Genomic DNA, 25,810 nt, shown 5'->3' on the forward strand with positions numbered 1-25,810 from the left:
AGGCGAAAAAATGCATTTAGAACACACTCTATCACAAGCCAATTGTACTTTTCCTTTTGCTCATCTGGGCGCACATTTTGACCCATCTTCATCACAGTTTAATGTCACAGCATGGATCCCAGGAGCAGACCGAGTAGAAGTGGTGGATTTAGCTTCAGGTGAAATACTCGGGAAATTAGAGAAAATATCAGAGTCGTTTTTATTTGGTGCTGAATTAAAGCTAAAAAAAGCGCCCAGTGTTTATGCCTTTAACGTGACTAATGAATCTGGTGAATACCAAATAATCGATCCTTATCAATTTCAAGATCAGGCTTATTACGCCGTACATTATGTCGATAACCAGCCAGAAAACATATATCAACAACTAGGGGCACAACTAGTTTCTTTAGATGTGGGGTTACCCGAGCCTATTCAAGCCACACGTTTTGCAGTGTTTGCTCCTAATGCCTCTGCCGTATCATTAATTGGAGATTTCAATTATTGGAATGGTAGTTGTTTACCTATGCAAAAAACAGATATGGGCTACTGGGTTTTGATTGTGCCTGGCATTAAAGCCGGTGATAAATATAAATATCAAATAAAGGATTCAGCGGGTCACGGTTTGCCGCATAAAGCCGATCCAGTTGGCTTTTCATCTGAACAATATCCGTCTCATAGTTCAGTGGTATATGATCATAACAAATACCAGTGGAATGATAAGGCTTGGATTAAGAAAGCCAAAAAAGACAAATATACACAGCCTATGAGTGTGTATGAGTTACATTTAGGTTCATGGAAAAAGCCAGGGCCAGAGTCAGAAAGCCGATATTTAACCTACCACGAACTTGTGGATCAACTCATCCCTTACATTAAAGATATGGCTTATACCCATATCGAACTGATGCCAGTTGCTGAATACCCGTTTGATGGGTCTTGGGGATATCAACCAGTAGGCTTATTTGCTCCTACTAGCCGTTTTGGATCTCCAGATGATTTTAAATATTTTGTTGATCAGTGTCATCAAAACGGCATTGGGGTGATCATGGATTGGGTACCGGCTCACTTTCCAGAAGATGGCCATGGTTTGGCTCGTTTTGATGGTACCCATGTATACGAATACGAAGATCCACGAAGAGGATGGCATCCTGATTGGAATTCTTGTATCTACGACTTTGGTAAAGATACTGTCAGACAATTCTTGGTGGGTAATGCCTTGTATTGGTTGGATAAATTTCATATTGATGGGCTTAGAGTGGATGCAGTTGCTTCAATGTTATATTTGGATTATTCACGAGAAGAAGGGGAATGGATCCCGAATATTGATGGCGGTAACGAGAACTATGAAGCCATCAGCTTTTTACAATGGATGAATAAAGAAGTTTACCACAAATACCCTCATGCCATGACAATTGCTGAAGAATCCACATCTTTTCCAAAAGTGTCTCGTCCAGTATTTGAAGGTGGACTTGGTTTTGGTTTTAAATGGAATATGGGCTGGATGAATGATTCTTTGCACTATATCGCCAAAGATCCTTCTTATCGACGCTATCATCATAACGAAATTACCTTTAGTTTAGTCTATTCCTTTGATGAAAGTTTTGTATTACCTATTTCCCATGATGAAGTGGTGCATGGTAAAGGGTCCTTGTTACGTAAAATGCCAGGTGATGAATGGCAACAAGCTGCTAATTTAAGAGCTTATGCGGGTTTTATGTATGCTCATCCCGGTAAAAAACTAAACTTCATGGGCAATGAGATTGGTCAGTCTCAAGAATGGAATCATGATAGTTCGATAGACTGGCATTTATTAGATTTCGAAAAACATCAGGGTATCCAAGACTTGTATCGTGATTTAAATAAATTATATTGTAAATACCCAGCATTACATGCCTTGGATCATAGCCATGAAGGGTTTGAATGGTTGGATCATGGCAACGCGGAACAAAGTGTGTTGTCTATGCTCAGGAAGTCTGAAAAACAGAAAATTTACAATGTGACTAACTTCACGCCTGTGCCTTATGAAGAATTTAGAATTGGCGTAAATGATCCTGGTAAGTACCAAATTATCTTGAATACAGATGATAAAAAATATTGGGGTAGTGGTTTTAAAACACCTAAAACCATGAACTCTGAAGAAGTAGAATGGGATGGCAGAAAACAATCTATAAAATTAAACCTACCTCCATTGGCGAGTGTATATATTATTTTTAAAGGGTAGGTGGATATAGTGTCAAAATATAAAATACAAGACGGATCTGCCCAATTTTTAGGGGCTAATTTAACTGAACTCGGCTGTAATTTTGCTGTGCATTGTCCGCATGCGGATGGTTTAGAGTTAGTATTATTCGACAGTAAAACGGAACAACAAATCCAAGTCATCTCTGTGCCGGCTAAAACAGGAAAAGTTTGGCATTGTTTTGTTGAAGGCATTAAAGCCGGTCAATTGTATGCTTATCGTGTTTTAGGTAAAAACCATGCGCATTTAGGCGTGATATTTGATTATGACAAGCTATTAATTGACCCTTATGCTAAATCACTAAATCGTCCACTGATTTGGAATGCTGAACAATATCAAGGCGATAGCCAATCAATGGTACCAAAAGCCTTGGTACTAGATAACAGAACCTCTAATCCTCGTCCTGCTAAGCCAAATTTAGAACTCGATCAAACAATATTGTATGAAGCCCATGTTAAAGGCCTAACTCAATTACACCCTGATGTTCCAGATGAAATAAAAGGTAAGTTTTTGGGCATATGTCATCCTAAGGTCCTACAGCATTTGCAGGAATTAGGGGTTACTGCTATTCAGTTAATGCCAGTTGCAGCCTTTATGCCAGAACCTTTTATTACCAACAAAGGTTTAACTAATTATTGGGGCTATAACCCGATTAATTATTTTTGCCCCGATCCTAGATATATAGTGAAGGACGGGGTAAACGAATTCAAAACTATGGTGGATTGCCTGCATGAAGCAGGTATAGAAGTGATTTTAGATGTGGTGTTCAATCATACCGCTGAGGGTGGGTTAGATGGCCCAATATTGTCTTTTAAAGGGTTTGATAATTCTTCATTTTATCTGTTTGAACGCAACGAATATGGCGCAGTCGATTACGATAAATATGTGAATAACTCGGGCTGTGGTAATAGTGTAAATACCGCATTTCCCTACGTACTTAAAATGGTCATGGATGCGTTAAGGTATTGGGTAACGGATATGGGCGTGGATGGCTTTAGGTTTGATTTAGCCGCTAGTTTAGGTAGAGATCCTTATGAGTTTTCTAGCCTATCTGGTTTTTTCCGTACCATTCGTCAAGATCCGGTTTTAATCAATACCAAACTAATCGCAGAGCCTTGGGATATTGGTCATGGTGGTTATCGTTTGGGCCAATTTCCTTCAAATTGGTTGGAATGTAATGATAAATACAGAGACACAGTGAGGGCATTTTGGCGTGGCGATAAAGGTTTAACCAGTGATTTTGCTACACGTTTATTGGGTTCTAGAGATGTGTTTTCTCACGAAAATCGTTCCATATTAACCTCAGTAAACAATATTAGTTACCATGATGGTTTTACCTTACATGACTTAGTAAGTTATGCAGAAAGGCATAATGAAGCTAATGGTGAACAAAACCGTGATGGTCATGGCCATAATTTATCTGCAAATTATGGCATGGAGGGCGTAACAACAGATAAACAGGTGTTGGCTCTTCGAGAAAGACAAAAACGTAATTTATTTGCCACTTTATTGTTATCTCAAGGCACACCCCATGTGTTAGGTGGCGATGAGTTAAGTCGCACTCAGCAGGGTAATAATAATGCGTACTGTCAAGATAATGAAATTAGTTGGCTGGATTGGAATATAGACGAGACCAAGCAGGACTTTTTAACCTTTTGCCAGCAAGTGATTAAATTGCGTAAAAGTAGTGAAATATTGCACCATTTAAATCTAGCAGATGATCAATTTTCGATTAAAAATAATGTTGAAAAAATTTATTGGTATCGACCAGATGGTGAGCGTAAATTAGAAGATGATTGGCATGATCACAATAATCAAGCTTTTGCTTTAGAACTTAGGTCGCCAGTTAAAGGTGAGGAAAACCATCAAGAACACTGGTTATTAGTCATTAATGCTAGTGATCACGATGTGTGTTTTCAGTTACCTAATTTTTGTGAGTCTGATGGTTGGCGGTTAAAATTAGACACACGTTATGCTAAGTATTCACAGCAACCTGATGTGGTAATTAAAAATAAACACCTACAGGCTTATCGCAGTATCAGTGTTTTTGAATGTGCGCCACTTTTTGCACCTGGCACAAATTAAGGACAAAACTATGAAATTAACCGAACAAGAATGGCGAAAAAAATTAACAGAAGAAGAATTTCGAGTTTGTCGCCAAAAGGGTACTGAGCCACCTTTTACCGGAGCATTGTTAGACGAGAAAAATTCTGGGGATTACCTGTGTACCTGTTGTGGAAATCGGTTGTTTCATTCGACAGATAAATTTGATTCTGGCTGCGGTTGGCCGTCTTTTTCCGCCCAAAGTAATGAAGAAAATGTGGCGTACCACACAGACGATTCGTTAGCTATGCGCCGCATTGAAATAGTCTGTAAAGTGTGTGATTCACATATCGGTCATGTATTTAACGACGGGCCTGAACCTACGGGTAAACGTTATTGTGTCAATTCAGTTTCGATTAATTTTGATCCCACTTAAATTTATCTAGCAAAGATCAGCAGCCCCTAGAAGATAGCGCTGTCGTAGCTTTAATATTTGTTGGAAAAGGGACTGTGGTCGTGGGTGAATTATTTGGGTTTAGATTCGCTAACATAGATTTAGTTACCAAGACTACGCCATTTTCGGTTAGTCTAAATCCTCGACTAATATCACTTTTCTGATTGATACCAACAGTAAAATTTTGCGGTATTTTACAGCCTGTTTCTATTATTGCTCGATTTATTACTGAGTTTCGGCCTATTTCAACTTGGGGTAAAAGCAAAGACTCGTTAACATCAGCATAAGAGTGAACTCTTACATTTGAAAAAAGCAACGAATGATTAATTTTTGCACCTGACACGATACATCCACCCGAAATCATAGAATCAACCGCATACCCACGCCTAGTATCATCGTTAAACAAAAATTTAGCCGGTGGGTACTGTTTTTGATGGGTCCAAATCGGCCATTCATCATCGTAAATATTGAGTTTAGGTACAAAATGAGTTAGGTCCATATTGGCCTGCCAAAATGAATCTAGCGTGCCTATATCACGCCAATAAGGAGTGGGGGCATTATGTTTGTTTCTAAACCGATAGGCGTAGAGATGATTGTTAGTTATTAAGCGAGGGATCATATCTATGCCAAAATCATGTTGCGAATTTTTAGCAGAGGCGTCTTTACACAATTGGTCTATTAAAAATTCAGTATTAAAAATGTAATTACCCATTGAAGTCAGTGAGTATCCAGGCTTATCGTCGAGCTCGTATGGACGCGCAGGTTTTTCAGCAAAGCTTGATATACGATTTTTATGGTCTACCTGCATAACACCGAAAGTGTTAGCAGCCTCTTTACAGGGCAATTCTATGCAGGAAATACTCATGTCCGCCTGACTTTCAACATGCTGAGCTAACATATCGCCATAATCCATTTTGTATACATGATCACCTGCCATAATCACCACGTATTTAGGCGCATGCTCTCGAATAAAGTCTATATTCTGATACAACGCATCAGCTGTTCCCTGATACCAGTTTGCTGAGCGCTGTTGCGAAGCAGGTAATAACTCCACAAATTCACCTAGTTCCCGATTAAGGTGTCCCCAACCTTGCACTAAATGCCGAATAAGCGAATATGCTTTGTATTGAGTAATGACGCCAATTTTTCTAATACCGGAGTTAACACAGTTGGATAAAGGAAAGTCTATTACTCTAAATTTCCCACCAAAATGTAATGCTGGCTTTGACTCTGATGCGGTAAGTTCACATAATCTGCTGCCTTTACCGCCAGCAAGTATTAACGCTAAAGAGTTACGTGTTAGTTGGCTAACATATCTAGTATCTGAAATGACCATAGTTATTTCCGCAAATAGTGAGTTTTGTAAACGATTGAATTGGTTTAATACTTATTAATTGATGTGCTGAAAATTATTGAAAAACTCTATTGTTTAGAGGTTAGTTTACTTACCTGCTTTTACCAATTTTTATTATAAATATTTTGTGTTAGACGAGTTAGATACAGTTAATTTGAGGCTCCACGTTCTAAAGCGACTGATAAGTTATCTGTATAATGAAGCTGTGAAAATAGTTCATATATGCAAGCCTGAATTGAGAAGTGCTCGGGTTACACTAATTTTATAAAGTTAGGCGCAACAGCTCCTAGTCAAAAATTTAGTTTTATCGGTAGAAAAGTACTAATTAGCCGGTTTTCCTCCGATTGTTTTTGAATGCCCCTAGGCGAGCTTAGTTCTACTGTGATAAATTACCTGCGGTGATTTTTTTAGGAATAAAACAGTGAGAATAAGTAGTAATTTTGATAGCGGTAAAATTCATGTTATTAGCGCAGAAGATCCGCAAGATATTCAATTAAGTATCCCTAAAGACAATCAGTCAGACTTTTATCAATGGTTTCACTTTAAGTTAGACAGCAAAAGTTTTATTTCTCATAAAATAAGTATTGTTGACTTGGCTAATTCCGCTTACCCAGATGGTTGGAATAATTATCAAGCCGTGGCCTCATACGACCGCGAAGAATGGTTTAGAGTAGATACTGAGTTTGATGGTGACACCTTAACTATTCAATTTACTCCTGAAATTGACCACATTTATTTTGCCTATTTTGCTCCTTATAGTTATGAACGTCATTTAGATTTATTGGCTTGGTCACAAAAAGCTATGGAATGTGAACAACTATATTTAGGCCCAACAATTGACGGACGAGATATGTCTTTGTTAGTGATAGGCCAAGCTGAAGAAGGTAAAAAGTCAATTTGGATCACAGCCAGACAACATCCAGGTGAAACCATGGCCGAGTGGTTAGTGGAAGGTTTATTAGAAAGATTATTAGATGATGAAGATGGCCTAGCTCGTTTATTGCTCGAAAAAGCCGTATTTTATATAGTGCCTAATATGAATCCAGACGGCGCATATCGCGGGCATTTACGCACTAATTCAAAAGGCGTTAATCTAAACCGAGAATGGGCTGCGCCTAGCATGGAAAATAGCCCTGAGGTATTTTTAGTTAAACAAAAAATGCAAGAACTTGGTGTGGATATGTTTTTGGATGTACACGGTGACGAAGCCCTACCTTATAATTTTGTCGCCGGCTGTGAAGGTAATCCAAATTATAACCAACGACTCGCTGATTTAGAAACCAGTTTTAAAGCAGCACTACTGACAGTAACACCCGAGTTTCAAGATGCACATGGCTATGATAAAGACCAGCCAGGTGAAGGGAATCTTACCGTAGCAGCCAATGCTATAGGTCATGAATTTGATTGTTTGTCCTATACCTTAGAAATGCCGTTTAAAGATAATATTGAATTGCCTGATCCAGTTTATGGCTGGTCTCCAGCTCGCTGTAAACAACTAGGTGAAGATTTGTTAGTGGCTATGCGTGCGGTTGTCGATAAGTTATAACTAAGTCGATAACTAAAACCAAGCAAAATACCAAAAATTATAATTAAGAAAATAACTAAAAAAAACACAAATAAAATGTCAAAAAGGGGAATAAATTGGAAGCTTTTCACGGTTTTTTAAAATTATTAGATAGTATGTTAGGTGGAGCTTGGTGGTTTCCCTATGTACTGTTAGGAACAGGCTTATTTTTTACTATTTACCTTAAATTTCCGCAAGTTAGATATTTTAAACATGCTTGGAAAGTCGTAACAGGTAAATACGATAAAGCGGATGACCCAGGTGATACTAGTCACTTTAGAGCGCTGACTACTGCCTTGTCCGGCACGGTAGGTACAGGCAACATTGGTGGCGTAGCCTTTGCTATATTTTTAGGCGGTCCTGCTGCGTTATTCTGGATGTGGGCGACTGCTTTTTTGGGCATGACAACTAAGTTTGTCGAGGTGACCTTATCCCATAAATATCGAGACAAAACACCTGATGGCACTATGGCTGGTGGCCCTATGTATTACATGGATAAACGATTAAACATGAAATGGTTAGCCGTCGCGTTTGCCATTGCAACGGTTATTAGTTCATTTGGGACGGGTAACTTACCCCAAAGTAACGGTATTGCTACCAGTATCGAAGCAACCTTTGGTCTAGACCCATTAATGGTGGGGAGTATTTTAGGGATTTTGTTAGCTTTAGTTATTTTAGGTGGTATCACGCGTATTGCCGCTGTGACATCTAAAATTGTACCTTTGATGGCATTGATTTATTTAGTCGGGGCTTTTGCAGTTATTTTTGCCAATATTGAAAACATAGGGCCTGCCTTTAGTTCTGTGGTATCTGATGTGTTTACTGGCTCCGCGGCTACAGGTGGCTTTTTAGGCGCCACTATCGCTTACGCATTTAATCGTGGTGTTAATCGTGGACTGTTCTCGAATGAAGCGGGTCAAGGTTCTGCGCCTATTGCCCATGCCGCAGCTAAAACCAAAGAACCTGTCTCTGAAGGTATGGTGTCAATTTTAGAACCTTTCATTGATACCATTATTATTTGTACTATCACTGGTTTAGTTATTTTGTCTTCAGGTGTATGGCAAGAAAAACATTTAAATACTTTTGATCGTTCCGATATGTACATTTTGTCAGGGCAGTATGCTGAATCTAATCCGACTGATAAAGAAGCATTATTTAAGTATATTAATAATTTAGATGACCATGGTGTGACTGACTTTAACGGTGAAATACAAGTGGTGGATGGTAAAGCGGTAAATGCAGACTTTACTATCATAAATGCGCGCTCTTTTGCAGATAATGTAACCTTTTCCATTGGTGATGCTGAAGACGCCTACACAGGTAAGTTGAAGGTGGTTAATGGAAATCTAGTTAAGGATAGTATTATTGTACGCGGTGAGTCATTGATTCACTCGGCTAGTCTAACTGCTTTGGCATTTACTAAGGGATTCTTTGGCGAGTCAGGCAAATATATCGTCTCTATCGGCTTGTTATTATTTGCCTTTTCTACAGCCATAGCTTGGTCTTATTATGGTGATCGCGCCATGACCTACTTGTTGGGACCGCGTTCTGTGATGCCATACAGGGTAGTGTATGTAGCAGGGTTTGTTTGGGCTGCTGTGTCTGATACAACCTTAGTTTGGACTTTGTCAGCTGTGGCTATCGTGGTCATGACCTTACCTAACTTGTTTGGTATATTTCTATTACGTAAAGAAATGAAAGAGTCAGTAGATCAGTATTGGCAAAAATTTAAGCAAGAAAACAAATAGTTGCCTGATAATTAAATTATAAAAAGGCGCGGTTATTAGCCGCGCTTTTCCATGTATATTCGGAGTGTAAAGTATGGCATTAGTTGATTGCCCATCTTGTAACAAAAAGATTTCTGATAAAGCAAAGTCCTGCCAGCATTGTGACTTTGACCTAGGTGATGCTAGTCCTGAGGATATAGCCCGTAAGCAGAGCCTGAATTTATATCTAAAAAAACAGCGAGTGCAAAACCAGTCCATGGTAGCCATGTTGTTATTTGTAGGTGGCTTTGGCTTTATGTATTGGGGCGGCGTGGCAGCTGATGATGTACAATACAAATTGGCCGTCGGCGTGTCTATTATTGGTTTTGTTTGGTATTTGGTGAATCGAGTTCGATTAGTCTTTTTGAAAAGGTCTAATTAGATTATGGATCCAACAAGCTTGTTGAAAAACATGTCACCAGAGATATACCAAAAGTTACGACAATCGGTCGAGACAGGTAAATGGTTAGACGGCTCGCCGTTAACTGAACAGCAAAAAGAAACCTGCATGCAAGCTGTTATGATGTATCAAGCAAAGGTACTAAAATCAGACCAGCACATGACAGTAGGTGAAAACGGTGAAATAGTACATAAAAGCCGAGATTCATTTAAACAAGAATTACAACAAAACTCTAATAATAATCAAACAATAGCGCGGTTTAAGCAGGATGATATTTAAGCACCTTTTTCGTTCAAAACATCAAAGTCCGAATCCACAAGTTCGTATTCAAGCCATCGAAAACCTGAATCAACAGGATCCAGAGCAAAAATCAATTTTACATGAATTAGCATTCAATGATTCAGATGTAAATGTGAGCCTAGCTGCATTGCAAAAACTAGATAGTTTTGTGTTGTGGTACAAAATGGCCGAAATTGCTAAGAATGATAGGGTGCAAAAACGCTCCCAACAGATAGTAGAAGACACCTTGTTAACTGAGCAGGGTGGTCAGTTGGACATAGCTGAGAAACGCAAGTTTGTGCTTGAGTGTCGCGATAATCGTTTAATAGAAAAACTATTGATGCAAAATTGGGTTCAGCAAGATACTGAGTTAGCGATGCAGCAATTGCAAAAGCTTGTAAAACCTCAATTGCAAGAAAAGTTGTTAATTGAAACCACTAACTTGAGTTTGCAGTTGGCTATCTTAAGTGAATTGCAAGACGGGCCTCAGCAACGAAAACTCCTGAATAAACTGATTAGAAAAAGTTCTGCTGATAGTCTAAAAAAGGAAGCGCAAAAACGATTAGATGCATGGCTATTAGCTGAGTCTCGGCCTTTAGAAATAGATAAAAAAGTTAAGATGATCTTGTCTCGTTTATTGGTATTAAAAGATAGTCAGGATTTGCCCTTAATTAAAGCCCAACAACAAGAGTTAGTGGCAGAATATCAGTTGGTTAGCGAAGAGTTTAGTTGTTTAACAGAGTTAAAAAGATCTGAGATAAATCAAAAATTTACTGACATCACTAAAAAAGTGAACCATGTCATTGAGCAGCTAGAGCCTAAGTGGCAAGCAAAGTTGGCTGAACTAGAATTACAGAAAAATATCAATGATTTAGTACATGAAATCAAACAAACACTGAGCAAAGTTTCTGAGCAACTTAAGCTTAGAATGAATGAAATTAATCATGATGAAGCCAACACCTTTAACATGCAAATCTCTGAACATTGCCAGAAATTACAAACGTTAACCAAACAAATACCACTAAATAACACCAGTCAACATAAAAAATTAGAAGGTTTACATCAGGAGTTGTTAGCTAGCCGAAGTACCTTAGAAAATTTACCTGAATTTCAAAATGCACTAAAAGTTGCACACGGTTTAATTGAAAAATTTTCTGCGTTACCTCTTCCTAGTGATCATAGTCAAATTGAAGCCGCACAGGATTTTTCCAATGAACTAAAACAACAATGGTGGGATGCGATTGGTGGTTATAAAGAATTTATACCAGCGGATGTATCTAAAGTTTGGTCTAAAAGAAATAACCAATGGCAGGCTGCAATTAAACAGCTCAAAAGCCAAGTTGATGCCGACCTTACTCGGGTAAGAAATAAGATCAGAGCCGTCGATAGTTTAGTCAATCAAGGTAAGTTTAAAGCGGCTATGGGCTTGTATCAAAAAGTACAGCTTTGGTATTCAGCGCTACCTGAAAAGCAACAAGCTAAACTCGAGAAATCTTTTGTTTCAGTAAAAGAGCAAATAGAAAACCTACAAGATTGGCAGGAATATATTGCCGCTCCTCGTAAACCTGCTTTATTAAAAGAAGTAGAAAGTTTATTAGTAGAGCCATTGGCTGTGGATGACCAGGCCAAACAAATTAAATCCCTTAGAGCTCAATGGAATAGTCTGGGTAAGTTAGAAACAGAAGCTGACGAAGCGCTTAATATAGCTTTTGACCAAGCAGTGGAAAAAGCCTTTGAGCCCTGTCGAATTCACTACGAGCAACAACAAAAAGAGCGTGCACAAAACTTATTGGAAAAACAAAGTGTGTTGGCAAGTTTGTCTGAATTAAATCAATCAACGGTTGACCAGACTCAGATTGCCAAATCTCTTCGAGCATTACAGCAAAAGTGGCGAAATATAGGCGAAGTAGATTACAAATTACGTGCCGAGCTTTATGAACAATATCAAGCTTTAGTAACACCACTTAAAGATAAGGTTAATCAGTTCTATCTAGATAACCAAGAACAAAAGCAGAAGTTAGTCGACAAGGCTTTAAAATTGCAAGAATTAGAGTCAATTGAAGAAGCAATTGAACAGGTTAAGAAGTTACAAGAACAATGGAAAACCATTGCCCATGCCGGTAGAAAAGCAGAAACAACTTTATGGCCAGCGTTTAGAGAAGCTAATGATCAAATTTTTGCTAAACGTAATGCTGCTAGCCAGTTACAAAAAGATCAGGTTAATCAACAGGTCTCACAAGTAAAAGCTAAATTGTCTGAAATGGAAAAGGCTTTATCTCAAGCAAAAGATACAGCTGAAATTCAATCTGCCTTACAAGACAAATTAGAAGTAAATCAGTTGTCTGCTTCATTACCTTTATCTGAACAAAAAACGGTTGAACGCCGACTTCAACAACTAGTCGAACAACAGCAATCTAAGTTAACAGACTTAAAAGCGGCTGAAAAAGTCCAACACTTCAAAGATATATTTTCTATTTTAGGAGATTGGCAACAAGACTCAGACTTAACTGAAAAATTGGATGTTTTACCCAAAGCATGGCAAGCCTGTTTTGTGAATACAAATACGAGTGTTGATCGCCAAGAACTGGTGTTAAAAATGGAAATTTTAGCTGAAGTTGAATCGCCAAAAGGTGAAATGGCTAAAAGGAAGGGAGTTCAAATGCAGTTAATGGCTGATAAATTGCAGACCGGACAAGCGTTAAATTTAAATACCTTGTTTAAAGAGTGGATCAGTGCCGGTAAGTTAGATGACCAGAGCCAATTACACTTGCCTAGATTACGGAGAGTATTTTTATCCTAACGATTTTTTTTAGTCTAAATTTAAGCATTTTGGTTTGAAAATTAATTATTTACCAGTATTTTAAACTATATTTATACTGTTCTTAGATTTAGTTAACTGCCCAGTGTTTTGGAAAATATTAATCTTATGGGACTAAAGTGAAGTTTTATTTTTGTATCTTGTGGGTGCTAATTTCTCAAATTAGCATGGGGGTTATGAGCCCCAAGGTTAACGCTAAGCCTGAAATGAAACCAAGCCAAGATGTCATCTTATTTGTAAAGGCCGACAAAGATTACCCGTTCTGGAAAAGTGCAGTGAGTTTTGCCGAAGCAGTAGCTGGCGTATTATCGTTAAGGTTCACTGCTCATTATATTCCACAAGCTCATAGAGATAGATTTAATAGTGTTGAATATATAAAACTGTATCTTAAACAGTTGAAAAATCCTCCGAGTTTAGTGATATCTTCTTTTTTTCTAGGTGCTGAAGAGCAGGTATTACAATTATTTGGTAGTCAATCTATTGCTTTTATTAGTTTAAATTCAAATATTTCTCATCAGCAATTTTCAATATTAGGTAAGCCCAGAGAGCGTTTTCCTTTATGGTTGGGTCACATATCTCCCAATGATGTGGTAGTAGGTAAACAGCTTGTTCAATCTTTGTTAAGACACTATCGAGCCAATAAAAACTGCGATATTGACGATTGTAATGCCAATATTTATGGTTTTGCTGGACTCCCTTTTGCTGCGGCAAGTAGACAACGTAAATTAGGCGTAGAGAGTGTTGTTTCAAAAGATAATATGGCTCATTCTTACGATATTGTGCCTGCTGATTGGCGTAGACACATAGTAGGTGAAAAAATGAATGCGGTTGTTTATCGTTATCCAGATATAGACATTTTTTGGGCCGCAAGTGACACTATGGCTTGGGGAATTGTGGATGGCATTAAAAACAATAAATATAAACAAAAGGTCTTGATTGGTGGTATTGATTGGGCACCAGAAACCATTCCCTATATTAAAAATGGAGACATGACTTTAAGTCTAGGTGGACATTTCTTAGAAGCCGGTATTGCTCTAATATTATATTATGACTATCTTAATGGGCTAGATTTTGCAGCCAAGTACGGTACTGTCATTGAAACTAAACTATCAGAACTGAATCAACAAAATTTGGATCTTTTAGGTTCATTTCTAGCTGTTCCTCAATGGAAAGAGTCTGTACTAAAAAAATACAGCAAGTTTAATAATCCGGCCCGACAAGATTATGTATTTGATCCCCAAACTATTATTCGCCAGCAATTAAATTAATTTAATTGGCTGCAGATCAGTATAATGATGCGCCTAAACCTATTGTAATCTGAATGTGGAAATTCATGTCTTTGATCCGATTAAATAAATTTATAAGTGACTCAGGTTTTTGTTCACGCAGAGAAGCTGACAAGTTAATTGAGCAAAAACGTGTGAAAATAAATGGCGATATTCCTGAGCTTGGTACGAAAGTCGCGACAGGCGATCAAGTCACAGTAGATAATCAAACCATAGCGGCCAGTGCACAAAACAAGTCTGACAGAGTCTACATTGCCTATCACAAACCTATTGGTATTACCTGCACCACAGAGCGCCATATAAAAGGCAATATTATTGATGCCATAGGACATAAAGAACGAATTTTTCCCATTGGTAGATTAGATAAACCCTCTGAAGGTTTAATCTTTTTGACCAGTGATGGCGATATAGTTAATAAAATACTACGGGCTGAAAACGCCCACGATAAAGAGTATGTTGTAACCGTTGATCGTCCATTAAGTGAACATTTCATTAAAAAAATGGCTGGCGGTATTCCGATTTTAGATACAGTAACCAAACCATGTGTAGTGACTATGCAAAGTAAAATGGTATTTCGCATCGTGTTAACCCAAGGCTTGAACCGCCAAATCCGCAGAATGTGTGAATATTTAGGTTACGAAGTCACTAAGTTAAAACGCACACGTATTATGTCTGTGCGTTTAGCAGGTTTAAAACCAGGACAGTGGCGAGACTTGACTGCTGATGAGATGGAAGAAATTAATTCAGCAGTGCAGGGGTCGAGTAAAACAGCTGTTTAGTAGAGCGGAATTTTGTAATAGATTTAAAGTGTTATAGGTATAAATGCTTAATGTTTTAAAAAAGTAAAGCTGCGTAGTTTTAATATTTTAATGTCACAAGGGGCGTTATGGCATTTGAAGATAAATATCGACTAAGTTGCCATGCGGTAATTACAAATGATAAAAATGAAGTCTTATTGCTTAAAGCAAACTACGGTGATAAGAACTGGGGGCTTCCAGGAGGAGCGATTGATCCTAATGAAACTATTCACGAGGCGCTGCTCCGCGAATGTCTAGAAGAGTTGAACTGTGAAGTCTATGTTAAATATTTAAGTGGTGTTTATTTTCATAGTGCTTTTAACTCCCAGGCTTTTATATTTCGCTGTGAGTTTAAGCAACACTCATCGATAAAATTAAGTCATGAGCACACTGACTATAAATACGTCGCAATTCAAAATATGTCTAGGGTCCAACAACATCGAATTAATGATTGTTTGTCTTACTGTGGCAATGTATTTAGTGCAAAATTTTAATTTATACCAATTCATACATTGGTTAAAACACTTATTATTTGGCCAAAAGCACTCACTTCGAAATTAACTATTTTGCTTATCTCATTGAAAATAAAAGATTTTATTTGTGGTATAGGGTTTGCTTTACTTTAGTGTAATTAACAAAAAGTAGAAATTAATGGAGAATTAATATGTTTGCATTTTTAGGTGGCGTGGTATTTTTTATCTTTTGGATCATTCCTATCATAGCGATTATTGTGTCTAATAGAACCAAAGGGGGAGAGAAGGCGGCTTGGATTTTAGCGGTGATCTTTGTGTCTTGGTTTGCTTGGATATTCTATTTATTGTTAGCCCCCTTGAAGTCGCAATCCTATAGAGTGTAATGGTGTTAAAGCGTGGAGTGTGTAATACAAGCTATATTGACCTTTCGTTTGTTATGCACTTCATTTTATTAATTGATCAAATTTTCACACATACAAAAATCGCATTTCCCGAATGACTGGTGTAAGGCATTATTTTTTCGTAGTCATGCTCAAAAACATTCACATCGAAGTAAGGAGATAATAAGGTTATTAACATATCAAATTGTAAAGCGACCATTGAATGCTCGTCTTGCCAAACTTGAGTTTGGAAACCGGTTTCTTTTTCAATTCGAATCTTAAGTGACTGTTTATCACCTTCGCCACTGTATTGCCAAGCTGAACTAAAGGTAAATTTATTGCCTTGTTGTTGAGTGGTGTGTTTTACAAATAAGGTATTATCGATTTTAGTTTTGTCGACTAGGTTAAAACAAAATACGCCATTATTGGCCAATGCTTCATATACACTTTTAATACAGCTTTGTATTTTTTCAATGTTTTGATTGTAATGCAGAGAATATAAAAAGCAGGTGACTAAATCCAATGGGGCTGACACAGTAAAGTCACTCATATCTTGCAAAGAGAAGTCAGCTTCTGGGCATCGAGTTTGTGCGAGATCTAACATGGGTTGATTAATATCCAAACCACTGCTTTGATACCCTAAGTCAATAAAGTGGCGCATGTGCGGTCCTGTTCCACAAGCTAAATCAAGATGTGTTTTACCATTACTGCCAAATAGTTGATGGAATCTTTGAATACATTTACTTTGGCTAAGATAGTCAATATCAATACACATTAAGTCATAATAGTCTGATAGGTCAGTATATAGGGCGTTAGTTGCCATGTTGCTCTTTAATTTATGCGGGTATATCTCAAGGGTGGCGCATCATAAACTAAGCAATGAGACTTGCGAAGTAGAAATCTTATATTTATACCGAATGTTACAATACCCTATCTGGTATTGAAGGATTAATCCTAGAGGATATGAACCTATGGCGCTTTAAAGACCATAGGTATAAGTGAGTAAGGTTAATACGATGCTTGAATAACAAGCAGAAATAGGTAATCCAAACTTTATAAAATGTTTAAATTTGTAATTACTTGCACTAAATACTAGAAGGTTAGTTTGATATCCGTAGGGTGAAATAAAACTGGCGCTGGCGGCAAACGCCACAGCTAAGGCAAATGGCATTAAAGGCACGCCTAATATTTCTACTAATCCATAAGCAAAAGGGAACATTAGTGCTGCTGCTGCGTTATTGGTGACTAATTCTGTTAATACTAACGTGAGTAAATAAATAGCGACTAAGGCCCAGACAGGGCTGACAGTTGATGCCCAAGGATAAATTAGCTCCATAACATAACTAATGACTCCCGCCTTTTCTAGTGCGGTGGCTAAACTCAATGCGCCCACTATGACTATAATTAAGTTTAATGGAATATTACGTTTAATTTCATTGTTTGATGTTACGCCACTTATGACTAAAGCGGCCATAAAAAACACTAAACCGGTGACTAAGCTAATAATCGAACTTGCTGCTAACGCCACAGTTAATAAAAAACCACCTAATGTTACCCATTCTTGCTTGTGGCTGAGTTTAGTGGTCATTTTCTTTTCAGATAATATAAAAAAGTTTTTGGCTAGGTTATGTCTTTGCATAAAGTCAGGGCCGGTAGCCAATAATAAAAAATCTCCAGCTTGTAATTTTATTTCGCCTAACTTACCTGATAAAGATTCACCATCTCGCCTAATGGCGACAACTGCTGCGTCAAACAATGCTCTAAAGCCCAATACTTTCAGTGTTTGACCGATAATAGGCGCACGATTAGAGATAATGACTTCAGTTAAGTTTTCTCGTAACAGTCCACTACATTCAGCAAATAAATTTAATCCTTTAATATGACTTAGGTTATCCACATTTTGTACATTGCCAGTAAAGATCAGTTTATCACCTGCATGGATCACAAAGTCAGGATTGATTGGGGTGATGAGTTTTCCATCTCGTGCTACTTCAATAAGAAACAGCTCAGGTAGATTGCGTAAATGATTTTCTTCAACGGTTTTACCTACTAATTCAGAGCTACTGCTAACGTCAGCTTCAATAAAATAACTATTGTATTGATTGTTTTTATTTTCAATGGTGGGTAAAAAAGGAGTCATTAAAAACATTAATAAACCACAACTTAAACCGGCCACTAAACCGTATAAAGTAAAGTCCCAAAAATTAAAACCTGGGTGTCCATGCTCAATTAAAAAGCTATCGACTATTAAGTTAGTAGAGGTACCAATTAAGGTCACTGTACCACCTAATATGGCAGCATATGATAATGGTATGAGTAAGCGCGAAGCGTGATGATATTGGTTTTGTTTAACTGGACCAATTAAGCTAGCCACTATGGCTGTGTTATTTAATAAAGCAGAGGAGGTAAAAGTCAGTCCAAATAATCGCCAAAAACTGGTTTTAAAATTAGCGGTAACCAGTGTTCTGCCTAAACGCTTAATCAAGGAGGTTTTATCAACCGCAGTGCTCACCAAGAGTAGTAGGATAAGTGTTATTAATCCTTGGTTGGTAAAGTTAATTAATACGTCTGCCATCTTTAATTGCTGAGTAGCAATGAGAGCTAAAAGTGACGTGGCAAAAATTAAGGAAGGGCGCTGGTCGGTTAAAACAAGCGCCAAAATGGTACTAACAAATATAGCTAAAACAAGATACTGATTAATATCCATTTAATAGTATCTTGTATTTATAGTTTAGTGATGTCGTTAGCATTCCAATGTGGAAAGTGCTTTCTAACGAGTGCATTAAACTCAAGTTCGAATTCTGAAAATTCAGACTTAGAAGCGCTTTCTTCAGCCGCATCAATAATCATACCTGCGCCAACTGTACCATTGGTTAGACGATCAATAATGATAAAAGCACCTGTCGTACGATTTTTTGTATAAGGGTCGCAGGCAACAGGTTGAGTTAACTTTATTTTACCCACAGCAATTTCGTTTAACTCTAAACGCACCGCATCTTTGTGCTCCATTGAGTTAACGTCGATTTGATAATCAATATCAGTCACGCTACCAGGTACAAATTTAGTGGCAAATTTAAATCCGTATTGCTTATGAGGCATCAATGGCTCTTCGTCCATCCAAACTAAATTCGTCACATAAGTATTTGAATGTAAAGGTAGATTATCGCTCTTAACAATCATGTCACCACGAGAAATATCAATCTCGTCTTCTAAAGTTAAAGTGGTGGTTAATGGTACGTATGCTGTTTCTTGTTCGCCCTCAAAGTTGACAATCGCTTTTACCTTAGATTGTTTACCAGATGGCAAAGCTGTAACACTGTCACCAGGTTTAATTTGACCCGACACAACAGTCCCGGCAAAGCCTCTAAAGTTTAGGTTAGGACGGTTGACATATTGCACAGGGAAACGGAAGTCATCTAAATTGAAATCTTTGTCTATTTCGATGTTTTCCAACATCTTCATCAGAGTTTCCCCTTGATACCAAGGAGTATGTTCACTGATGTTGACTACGTTATCGCCTTCAAGAGCTGATAAAGGAATAAATTGAATATCTGGGATCTCTAATTGTTTAGAAAACTCTAAATAATCAGCTTTGATTTCTTCATAAACTGACTCGCTATATTCCATTAGATCCATCTTATTAACGGCAACTACAACGTGTTTGATACCTAATAAAGAAACTAAAAAGGAGTGCCTACGAGTTTGGGTTTTTACCCCAGCTCTAGCATCAATCAAAATAATGGCCACATCACATGTTGATGCGCCAGTTACCATGTTACGGGTATATTGTTCGTGGCCTGGGGTGTCGGCGATAATAAACTTACGCTTGTCAGTAGAAAAATATCGGTAAGCTACATCAATTGTGATGCCTTGCTCACGCTCAGATTGTAAGCCATCTACCAAAAGGGCTAGATCCACTTTTTCACCAGTCGTACCAACTTTTTTACTGTCTTTGGTAATAGCCGCTAACTGGTCTTCAAAAATCATTTTTGAATCATGTAACAAACGGCCAATCAGGGTACTTTTGCCGTCATCAACGCTGCCACAGGTTAAAAAACGCAACATATCTTTCTTTTCATGTTGGTCTAGGTAGCCCAAAATATCGGACTGTAATAAGGTATTTTCGCTATTCATAATTAGCAACTCACTAAGAAAAAGGGGTTTAAAACGGATTCTTTTTGATTGTATCTAAGAGGTGCGGCATCTGCTTTTAACGCATCGCTAGCATCTTCAATAATGGTAACTTTGCCACCTGCAGCCTCAACTACAGCTTGCGCAGCGCCAGTGTCCCATTCAGATGTAGGGCCTAATCTAGGGTATAAGTGCGCTGCACCTTCAGCCACTAAACATAATTTCAAAGAACTTCCCATGGCGACTAATTCTGTGTCACCAGATAGAGATTCAAGCAAAGCTTGGATCTCTGGACTTTGATGAGAACGACTACCAACCACTTTCCAAGTTTCACCCTCAGTATGAGCTTTGGGCGAAATGGGGGCTTTAATATCGGCAGTGATCTTATAAGCACCTTGGCCTAAGACGCCAACATAGGTTTGCTCTAAAACGGGAGCAAATACTACGCCAAACACCGGCACACCTTTGTCAATCAATGCTATGTTTACGGTAAATTCACCATTCTTTTTGATAAACTCTTTAGTGCCATCAAGTGGGTCAACTAACCAGTATGTTTGCCAGCTACTTCGTTCTTGCCAGCTAATATCAGCGGATTCTTCTGACAGAATAGGTAAATCTGAGACAGACTTAAGCCCAGCCTCAATACAATTGTGCGCAGCAAGGTCAGCTTCAGTTAATGGGCTTTCATCAGATTTTTCATAAATAGCAAAATCTTTCTGGTAGATATCCATTATCTTTGCGCCAGCTTGGTGGCTAATATCGATAATACTTTGAATTAGGGAATCAGTTAACATTAGGCAATAAATCCCTTTGCTTTTAATTGTTCAAAAATTTGTTCTGCCGACCCTTCAGCAGTTTGTCCTGAATAACTTAAGGTAATTTCTGGAGATTCAGGGGCTTCGTAAGGAGAATCTATACCGGTAAAGTCTTTTATGTCGCCTTTTCTGGCTTTTTGATACAAACCCTTAGGGTCGCGTTTTTCACACTCTGCTAGTGGTGTATCAATAAAAATTTCAACAAACTCGGAAGACTCTAACAAGTTGCGGCAATAATCTCTTTCACTTTTAAAAGGTGAAATAAAAGCGGTAATCACAACAGTTCCTGCATCGACAAACAACTTAGCCACTTCGCCAATACGTCGAATATTTTCTACTCTGTCTTTATCACTAAAGCCTAAGTCACCACATAAACCATGACGTACATTGTCGCCGTCTAATAAATAGGTGTGTTTGTCGTGTTCAGCTAGCTTTTTTTCAAGTAAATTAGCTATAGTAGATTTACCAGAGCCACTTAAACCGGTTAACCACAAAACACAAGGTTTTTGGTTTTTAGCTTGGGCGCGTCTAGCCTTATCTACTTCATGTTGATGCCAAACAATATTGGTGGCCATTAGAAGTACCCTTCCATCTTTTTCTTCTCCATTGAACCAGAAGAATCGTGGTCAATAACACGGCCTTGACGTTCAGAAGTTTTAGTTAACAACATTTCTTGGATAACTTCTGGCAAAGTGGCGGCCGTTGATTCAACCGCGCCGGTCAGCGGGTAACAACCTAAAGTACGGAATCTAACTGACTTCATTTCAGGCGTTTCGCCTTCTTCTAACGGCATACGTTCGTCGTCTACCATAATCAACACACCGTCTCTTTCAACAACAGGGCGAGGTTTAGCTAAGTACAAAGATGGGATCTCGATACCTTCCATATATATATATTGCCAGATGTCTAGCTCAGTCCAGTTTGACATTGGGAATACACGGATACTTTCACCTTTATTAATTTGTGAATTGTAAATATTCCATAATTCAGGACGTTGATTTTTAGGATCCCATCTGTGATTGTCATCACGAAATGAATAAACACGCTCTTTTGCTCGTGATTTTTCTTCATCACGTCTAGCTCCGCCAAAGGCTGCATCAAACTTATAATGATTTAACGCTTGTTTCAAACCTGCGGTTTTCATTATGTCTGTGTGTTTAGCACTGCCGTGGGTAAATGGACCAACATTCATTTTAAGACCATCCGGGTTAATATGAACCAGAAGGTTTAAATCATGTTTTTTGGCCATTTGGTCGCGAAATTCAATCATTTCATGAAATTTCCAAGTGGTATCCACATGTAATAATGGAAACGGAATTTTACCTGGAGCGAAAGCTTTACGGGCTAAATGTAGTAAAACAGAAGAGTCTTTACCTACAGAGTAAAGCATCACTGGGTTGTCAAATTCGGCAGCTACTTCGCGGAAAATATGGATACTTTCAGCTTCAAGTTGTTTTAAATGAGTCACAGTTGATATTGAGTTAGGCATGTCTCTCTCGCGAAAAGTTTGTGGTTTATATTAAAAGATTCTATATATAGAACGATATCAAAAATAATCTGAGCTGGGTATATCTATTTGAACTAACTCTTAGCATTTTGAACTATTTAATGAGTATTTTTAATTTAATAAAAATTATGGGGAAATTAGAGGTTATTGCATGGCCTTAATACGTTCACTTGCCCACAACAAAGATTGTTGAAAAAGCTCACTAGTTTTGTCTGGGTTAATATTGATGTTTTGACAATAGGTTTCAATTTTTTGCCAGTCTGCGTCTTCGAACATTTCACATAATTGGAGTAAGTTAGCAGATGCACCTTGACGCTTGACTATAGCTTCTTTTATTTCAGAAGATAAAGGCAATATATCCATTAACTCGTTAATATCTGCATCCACTAAAGCATCAATCAGTGATAATAAACCAACTAAAAATGCAGAGGATTCCACTCCTTTTAATATGTGAGTTTGTACCATTAATTCACAAAATCTAGCTCTAGCTAAGCTCATAACGGATAATTGTTCTGGTTTATTGTCTGAAAATTGGGCTGTAAATAATAAGGATACAAAACGTTTTAATTCTTCATTACCTAGAATGATAGTCGCTTGTTTGATGGTTTCGATTTCTTTTCGACGTTTAAAAATTGGGGACTGCAGATAGCGTAATAACTTGAAAGATAAACTGACCTCAGCCTCAAATATTGAAGTAACAATATTGATATTTGGCTCAGGTTTGTTCATTTCAGCCATTAGTTTGATAACAGACATTTGCACTGGGTTGAAAGCTACCGATTTTATGACTTCCGGCCGGCTAAAAAAGTAACCTTGAAAGTAATCACAGCCTAAGTTAATAGCGTGTTGGTACTCAGCATGGGTTTCAATTTTTTCAGCTAATAGCTTTATTTGAGGAAATGGCTTAATAGCTGTTAATATTTGTTGAAACTGAGCTTCATTGGTTAAACTATAATCTAGTTTGATAATATCTATATAGGGAAAAAAGTGCACCCAAACATTGCTGTGTTCGTAGTCGTCTAGAGCAATGATGTAACCTTTTTCCTTTAATTCAATGCAGGCATTGAGTAGTTTTTTACTAGGCTTAGCCGTTTCAAGTATCTCAACCACAATTTTTTCTTTAGGTAGTAGAAGGGGATAACCTTCCAATAAAGAACTATGGGTAAAGTTAATAAAAGCCATTGAGTCTTGAGTTAAGGTTTCTAGCCCTAAATTAAACTGCAACCCCTCTATTAACTTTGCCGTAGCTTGGTCATCATTGATCTCAGGGAAAATATTTTTTAGGCTTTCACGATACAATAATTCATAAGCAAATAAATTTTGTTTATTATCTAAAATCGGTTGTCTAGCTGCGTAAAAACTCAAAATTATACCCTTGCATAACAGGTCAGAAAGTTACACTAACCATTAGGTTAAATAGTTGCAATTAAATCATCTATTAATATTGAGATATCAGACTAAAGTCTAACTCATAGTGATTTTACACTTTGCGTTACTTTATCAAACGTCGAAGATATGCTTTGGTCTGATTGTGTTGTTCGTAAACTAATCACAACAATAGTTATACTCGACACGATAAACCCTGGCACAATCTCATATATCCAGCTACTTAAGCTTTGGCCGTCTATTTCTAAAGGTGCATAAATCCAAATTAATACTGTTACTGCGCCAAATAACATACCTAATAAGGCTGATAACTTGGTCATTCTTTTCCAAAATAGACTAAATAAAATAACCGGTCCAAAAGCAGCGCCAAATCCAGCCCATGCATTACTCACTAAATCAAGTATGGTGCTATCTCGATCGTAGGCTAAATAGATGGCCACTAGTGCGACTGCCACAACAGATACACGACCGGCTATAACCAATTCTTTTTGTGATGCATCTTTACGCAAAAAAGCCTGATAAAAATCACCAGTCAAGGAGCTTGAGGTGACTAACAGTTGCGAAGATATGGTACTCATGATCGCTGCTAATATGGCGCCAAGTAAAAAACCAGTGATCAGTGGATGAAATAAAATTTGTGAGAGATAAATAAATATAGTTTCTGGGTCGTTTAATGTACTTTGTGTTTTAGTGATATATGCCAGTCCCACTAAACCTGTCGCTAGCGCACCTATGATTGAAACGACCATCCAAGTAATGCCAATTCTGCGAGCTACTTTTATTTCTTTCACCGAGCGAATTGCCATAAAACGCACAATAATATGAGGTTGACCAAAATAGCCTAAGCCCCATGATAATAATGAAATAATGCCAATTAATGACATGGTTTGGCCGTTTGAAGCATTTTCAAAGAAATTTAAATAATTGCCATCTAGCGTGTTTAATTGATTGGCCACACCTGAAAAACCATCTAAGTCAAATAGCACAACTACAGGTACAAGTATGAGTGATATAAACATAATGCAGCCCTGTACAAAGTCAGTCATACTCACCGCCATAAAACCGCCAAGTAAGGTATAGGCAACCACTACACCAGCGGTAGCATATAAGCCTATTTCGTAACTTAAACCAAACGATGATTCAAACAATTTACCACCTGCAACCACACCCGATGAGGTGTATAAAGTAAAAAATATCACAATCACAATAGAAGAAAGAATGCGTAAACTATGGCTGGTATCATTAAAACGGTTTTCAAAATAATCGGGAATAGTAATCGCATTTTTGGCAAGCTCTGTATAGATCCTAAGTCGTGGGGCAACCCATAAGTAGTTTAAAAATGCGCCAATTACTAAACCAATAGCAATCCAAGCACTAGATAAACCTGATACATACATAGCCCCTGGGATACCCATCAACATCCAACCACTCATATCTGAAGCGCCAGCCGACAATGCGGTGACTTTAGGGCTTAAGTTTCTTCCCCCTAACATATAGCCTTCAACATCTGAGCTAGATTGTTTGAATGAGTATAAACCTATGCCTAACATAACAATGAAATATAGGCTTAGCGAGATAATGGTAAAAATATCCATGGAATGCTCCTAACTATGGGGGGAATTAATTTGAGTGCATAAAATCTATCACTGCCGTATGCTAACAATAGATCGCTACTCACTTCAAATTTGCTTATGATTTCAAAGACCTTTGTCCAACTTACCCAAGATGAAATTTATGCTATTGCTAAATTACGACAAGATGTATTTATTGTTGAACAAAACAGTATCTACCAAGATTTAGATGGTTTAGATCAAAGTGCCATCCACTATTTGTTAAAACAACCGCAAGATCAAGAGTTGTTGCTAGGTTATGGTAGGGTTCGCGCTATTGAATCGACTAAGCAAATAAAAATAGAAAGAATTGTTTTGCTAAAACAAGCCAGAGGTAAAGGTTTTGGTAAAATGATGCTGCAACAGATGTTGGCAGATATTAACCAAAGTTATGCTGAATTTAACATAGTGTTGTCGTCACAAACCTATGCTTGTGAGTTTTATCGACAACTAGGTTTTGTGGAATATGGAGAGCCATATGATGATGGTGGCATAGAACACATAAGTATGCTCTATACCAAGTCGTGAGGGT

At 37.8% G+C, this 25,810-nt stretch carries 21 protein-coding genes and 1 pseudogene; 13 read left to right on the top strand and 9 right to left on the bottom strand.

The annotated features are described in order from the left end of the window. Window positions 1–10 precede the first annotated feature (10 nt). From glgB to msrB, 3 genes are read left to right on the top strand one after another with little or no spacing between them, the layout of a single operon-like run. Window positions 11–2,197 carry a 1,4-alpha-glucan branching protein GlgB gene (glgB, locus tag L0668_RS00965; protein WP_235310190.1) on the top strand — a complete coding sequence of 729 codons (2,187 nt, stop codon included), beginning with the start codon at window positions 11–13 and terminating at the stop codon, window positions 2,195–2,197. A gap of 9 nt (window positions 2,198–2,206) precedes the next feature. Next, complete coding sequence (gene glgX / locus L0668_RS00970) at window positions 2,207–4,300, top strand: glycogen debranching protein GlgX (RefSeq protein WP_235310191.1); 2,094 nt, start codon at window positions 2,207–2,209, stop codon at window positions 4,298–4,300. A 10-nt stretch (window positions 4,301–4,310) separates the two neighbouring features. After that, on the top strand, window positions 4,311–4,694 hold the full coding sequence (gene msrB / locus L0668_RS00975) for a peptide-methionine (R)-S-oxide reductase MsrB (protein ID WP_235310192.1): 384 nt from the start codon (window positions 4,311–4,313) through the stop codon (window positions 4,692–4,694). Between the two features lie 16 nt (window positions 4,695–4,710). Here the strand turns inward: msrB and glgC are convergent, their stop codons facing one another. Next, window positions 4,711–6,048, bottom strand: coding sequence for a glucose-1-phosphate adenylyltransferase (gene glgC / locus L0668_RS00980; RefSeq protein WP_235310193.1), 1,338 nt, complete (start codon window positions 6,046–6,048; stop codon window positions 4,711–4,713). Between the two features lie 439 nt (window positions 6,049–6,487). Here glgC and L0668_RS00985 point away from each other — a divergent pair, with 439 nt between their 5' ends. The 9 genes and pseudogenes from L0668_RS00985 to L0668_RS01025 all read left to right on the top strand — a co-directional run bounded on the left by L0668_RS00985 (window position 6,488) and on the right by L0668_RS01025 (window position 15,832). Continuing rightward, entirely contained in the window at window positions 6,488–7,612 is a 1,125-nt protein-coding gene (locus L0668_RS00985; RefSeq protein ID WP_235310194.1) for a M14 family metallopeptidase, read from the top strand. 95 nt (window positions 7,613–7,707) lie between these two features. Next, window positions 7,708–9,378, top strand: coding sequence for an alanine/glycine:cation symporter family protein (locus tag L0668_RS00990; protein ID WP_235310195.1), 1,671 nt, complete (start codon window positions 7,708–7,710; stop codon window positions 9,376–9,378). A 73-nt stretch (window positions 9,379–9,451) separates the two neighbouring features. Further along, the gene (locus L0668_RS00995; protein ID WP_235310196.1) at window positions 9,452–9,778 is read left to right on the top strand and encodes a hypothetical protein; all 327 of its coding nucleotides are present in this window, start codon (window positions 9,452–9,454) and stop codon (window positions 9,776–9,778) included. Between the two features lie 3 nt (window positions 9,779–9,781). Beyond that, window positions 9,782–10,075, top strand: a complete 294-nt coding sequence (locus tag L0668_RS01000) for a YeaC family protein (RefSeq protein ID WP_235310197.1) — start codon at window positions 9,782–9,784, stop codon at window positions 10,073–10,075. Continuing rightward, window positions 10,065–12,875: a DUF349 domain-containing protein gene (locus tag L0668_RS01005; protein WP_235310198.1), complete on the top strand. Its 2,811-nt coding sequence runs from the start codon at window positions 10,065–10,067 to the stop codon at window positions 12,873–12,875. The genes L0668_RS01000 and L0668_RS01005 overlap by 11 nt, the downstream gene beginning before the upstream one ends. 194 nt (window positions 12,876–13,069) lie before the next feature. Beyond that, complete coding sequence (locus L0668_RS01010) at window positions 13,070–14,161, top strand: ABC transporter substrate-binding protein (RefSeq protein ID WP_235310199.1); 1,092 nt, start codon at window positions 13,070–13,072, stop codon at window positions 14,159–14,161. A 53-nt stretch (window positions 14,162–14,214) separates the two neighbouring features. Next, window positions 14,215–14,955: pseudogene (gene rluF / locus L0668_RS01015) on the top strand (23S rRNA pseudouridine(2604) synthase RluF); the annotation flags it as partial. Between the two features lie 110 nt (window positions 14,956–15,065). Beyond that, window positions 15,066–15,470 (top strand): NUDIX hydrolase, encoded by a 405-nt coding sequence (locus L0668_RS01020; protein ID WP_235310200.1) that lies wholly within the window; start codon window positions 15,066–15,068, stop codon window positions 15,468–15,470. 170 nt (window positions 15,471–15,640) lie between these two features. Continuing rightward, on the top strand, window positions 15,641–15,832 hold the full coding sequence (locus L0668_RS01025) for a PLDc N-terminal domain-containing protein (protein ID WP_235310201.1): 192 nt from the start codon (window positions 15,641–15,643) through the stop codon (window positions 15,830–15,832). 76 nt (window positions 15,833–15,908) lie between these two features. On the opposite strand, the gene L0668_RS01030 is transcribed toward L0668_RS01025, so the two are convergent. The 8 genes from L0668_RS01030 to putP all read right to left on the bottom strand — a co-directional run bounded on the left by L0668_RS01030 (window position 15,909) and on the right by putP (window position 25,263). Then, a complete protein-coding gene (locus tag L0668_RS01030; protein ID WP_235310202.1) occupies window positions 15,909–16,652 on the bottom strand; it encodes a class I SAM-dependent DNA methyltransferase in 744 nt (247 codons plus the stop codon). 156 nt (window positions 16,653–16,808) lie between these two features. Next, on the bottom strand, window positions 16,809–18,536 hold the full coding sequence (locus L0668_RS01035; protein ID WP_235310203.1) for an SLC13 family permease: 1,728 nt from the start codon (window positions 18,534–18,536) through the stop codon (window positions 16,809–16,811). A gap of 17 nt (window positions 18,537–18,553) precedes the next feature. Next, window positions 18,554–19,963, bottom strand: a complete 1,410-nt coding sequence (gene cysN / locus L0668_RS01040) for a sulfate adenylyltransferase subunit CysN (protein ID WP_235310204.1) — start codon at window positions 19,961–19,963, stop codon at window positions 18,554–18,556. Between the two features lie 2 nt (window positions 19,964–19,965). Then, the gene (gene cysQ, locus L0668_RS01045; protein ID WP_235310205.1) at window positions 19,966–20,754 is read right to left on the bottom strand and encodes a 3'(2'),5'-bisphosphate nucleotidase CysQ; all 789 of its coding nucleotides are present in this window, start codon (window positions 20,752–20,754) and stop codon (window positions 19,966–19,968) included. Further along, window positions 20,754–21,350: an adenylyl-sulfate kinase gene (cysC, locus tag L0668_RS01050; protein ID WP_235310206.1), complete on the bottom strand. Its 597-nt coding sequence runs from the start codon at window positions 21,348–21,350 to the stop codon at window positions 20,754–20,756. Before cysC ends, cysQ begins: the two co-directional genes overlap by 1 nt. Further along, complete coding sequence (cysD, locus tag L0668_RS01055; RefSeq protein WP_235310207.1) at window positions 21,350–22,264, bottom strand: sulfate adenylyltransferase subunit CysD; 915 nt, start codon at window positions 22,262–22,264, stop codon at window positions 21,350–21,352. Before cysD ends, cysC begins: the two co-directional genes overlap by 1 nt. Before the next feature lie 162 nt (window positions 22,265–22,426). Further along, window positions 22,427–23,647: an EAL and HDOD domain-containing protein gene (locus tag L0668_RS01060; RefSeq protein ID WP_235310208.1), complete on the bottom strand. Its 1,221-nt coding sequence runs from the start codon at window positions 23,645–23,647 to the stop codon at window positions 22,427–22,429. A 104-nt stretch (window positions 23,648–23,751) separates the two neighbouring features. Further along, window positions 23,752–25,263, bottom strand: a complete 1,512-nt coding sequence (gene putP, locus L0668_RS01065) for a sodium/proline symporter PutP (protein WP_235310209.1) — start codon at window positions 25,261–25,263, stop codon at window positions 23,752–23,754. A 96-nt stretch (window positions 25,264–25,359) separates the two neighbouring features. Here putP and L0668_RS01070 point away from each other — a divergent pair, with 96 nt between their 5' ends. Beyond that, window positions 25,360–25,806 (top strand): GNAT family N-acetyltransferase, encoded by a 447-nt coding sequence (locus L0668_RS01070; RefSeq protein ID WP_235310210.1) that lies wholly within the window; start codon window positions 25,360–25,362, stop codon window positions 25,804–25,806. The last annotated feature ends 4 nt before the right edge of the window (window positions 25,807–25,810 follow it).

The sequence above is a fragment of the Paraglaciecola algarum genome (assembly GCF_021532655.1).
GTDB classification, from domain to species: Bacteria; Pseudomonadota; Gammaproteobacteria; order Enterobacterales; family Alteromonadaceae; genus Paraglaciecola; species Paraglaciecola algarum.

Bases quoted from the DNA above. Each gene is read 5' to 3' on its own strand.
- L0668_RS01010 (WP_235310199.1), top strand. From the start codon at position 13,070: ATGAGCCCCAAGGTTAACGCTAAGCCTGAAATGAAACCAAGCCAAGAT.
- cysC (WP_235310206.1), bottom strand. From the start codon at position 21,350: ATGGCCACCAATATTGTTTGGCATCAACATGAAGTAGATAAGGCTAGA.
- L0668_RS01025 (WP_235310201.1), top strand. From the start codon at position 15,641: ATGTTTGCATTTTTAGGTGGCGTGGTATTTTTTATCTTTTGGATCATT.
- L0668_RS01035 (WP_235310203.1), bottom strand. From the start codon at position 18,536: ATGGATATTAATCAGTATCTTGTTTTAGCTATATTTGTTAGTACCATT.
- glgB (WP_235310190.1), top strand. From the start codon at position 11: ATGCATTTAGAACACACTCTATCACAAGCCAATTGTACTTTTCCTTTT.
- L0668_RS01000 (WP_235310197.1), top strand. From the start codon at position 9,782: ATGGATCCAACAAGCTTGTTGAAAAACATGTCACCAGAGATATACCAA.
- L0668_RS00995 (WP_235310196.1), top strand. From the start codon at position 9,452: ATGGCATTAGTTGATTGCCCATCTTGTAACAAAAAGATTTCTGATAAA.
- cysD (WP_235310207.1), bottom strand. From the start codon at position 22,264: ATGCCTAACTCAATATCAACTGTGACTCATTTAAAACAACTTGAAGCT.
- cysQ (WP_235310205.1), bottom strand. From the start codon at position 20,754: ATGTTAACTGATTCCCTAATTCAAAGTATTATCGATATTAGCCACCAA.
- L0668_RS01005 (WP_235310198.1), top strand. From the start codon at position 10,065: ATGATATTTAAGCACCTTTTTCGTTCAAAACATCAAAGTCCGAATCCA.
- glgC (WP_235310193.1), bottom strand. From the start codon at position 6,048: ATGGTCATTTCAGATACTAGATATGTTAGCCAACTAACACGTAACTCT.
- L0668_RS01020 (WP_235310200.1), top strand. From the start codon at position 15,066: ATGGCATTTGAAGATAAATATCGACTAAGTTGCCATGCGGTAATTACA.
- L0668_RS01070 (WP_235310210.1), top strand. From the start codon at position 25,360: ATGATTTCAAAGACCTTTGTCCAACTTACCCAAGATGAAATTTATGCT.
- L0668_RS01030 (WP_235310202.1), bottom strand. From the start codon at position 16,652: ATGGCAACTAACGCCCTATATACTGACCTATCAGACTATTATGACTTA.
- msrB (WP_235310192.1), top strand. From the start codon at position 4,311: ATGAAATTAACCGAACAAGAATGGCGAAAAAAATTAACAGAAGAAGAA.
- putP (WP_235310209.1), bottom strand. From the start codon at position 25,263: ATGGATATTTTTACCATTATCTCGCTAAGCCTATATTTCATTGTTATG.
- cysN (WP_235310204.1), bottom strand. From the start codon at position 19,963: ATGAATAGCGAAAATACCTTATTACAGTCCGATATTTTGGGCTACCTA.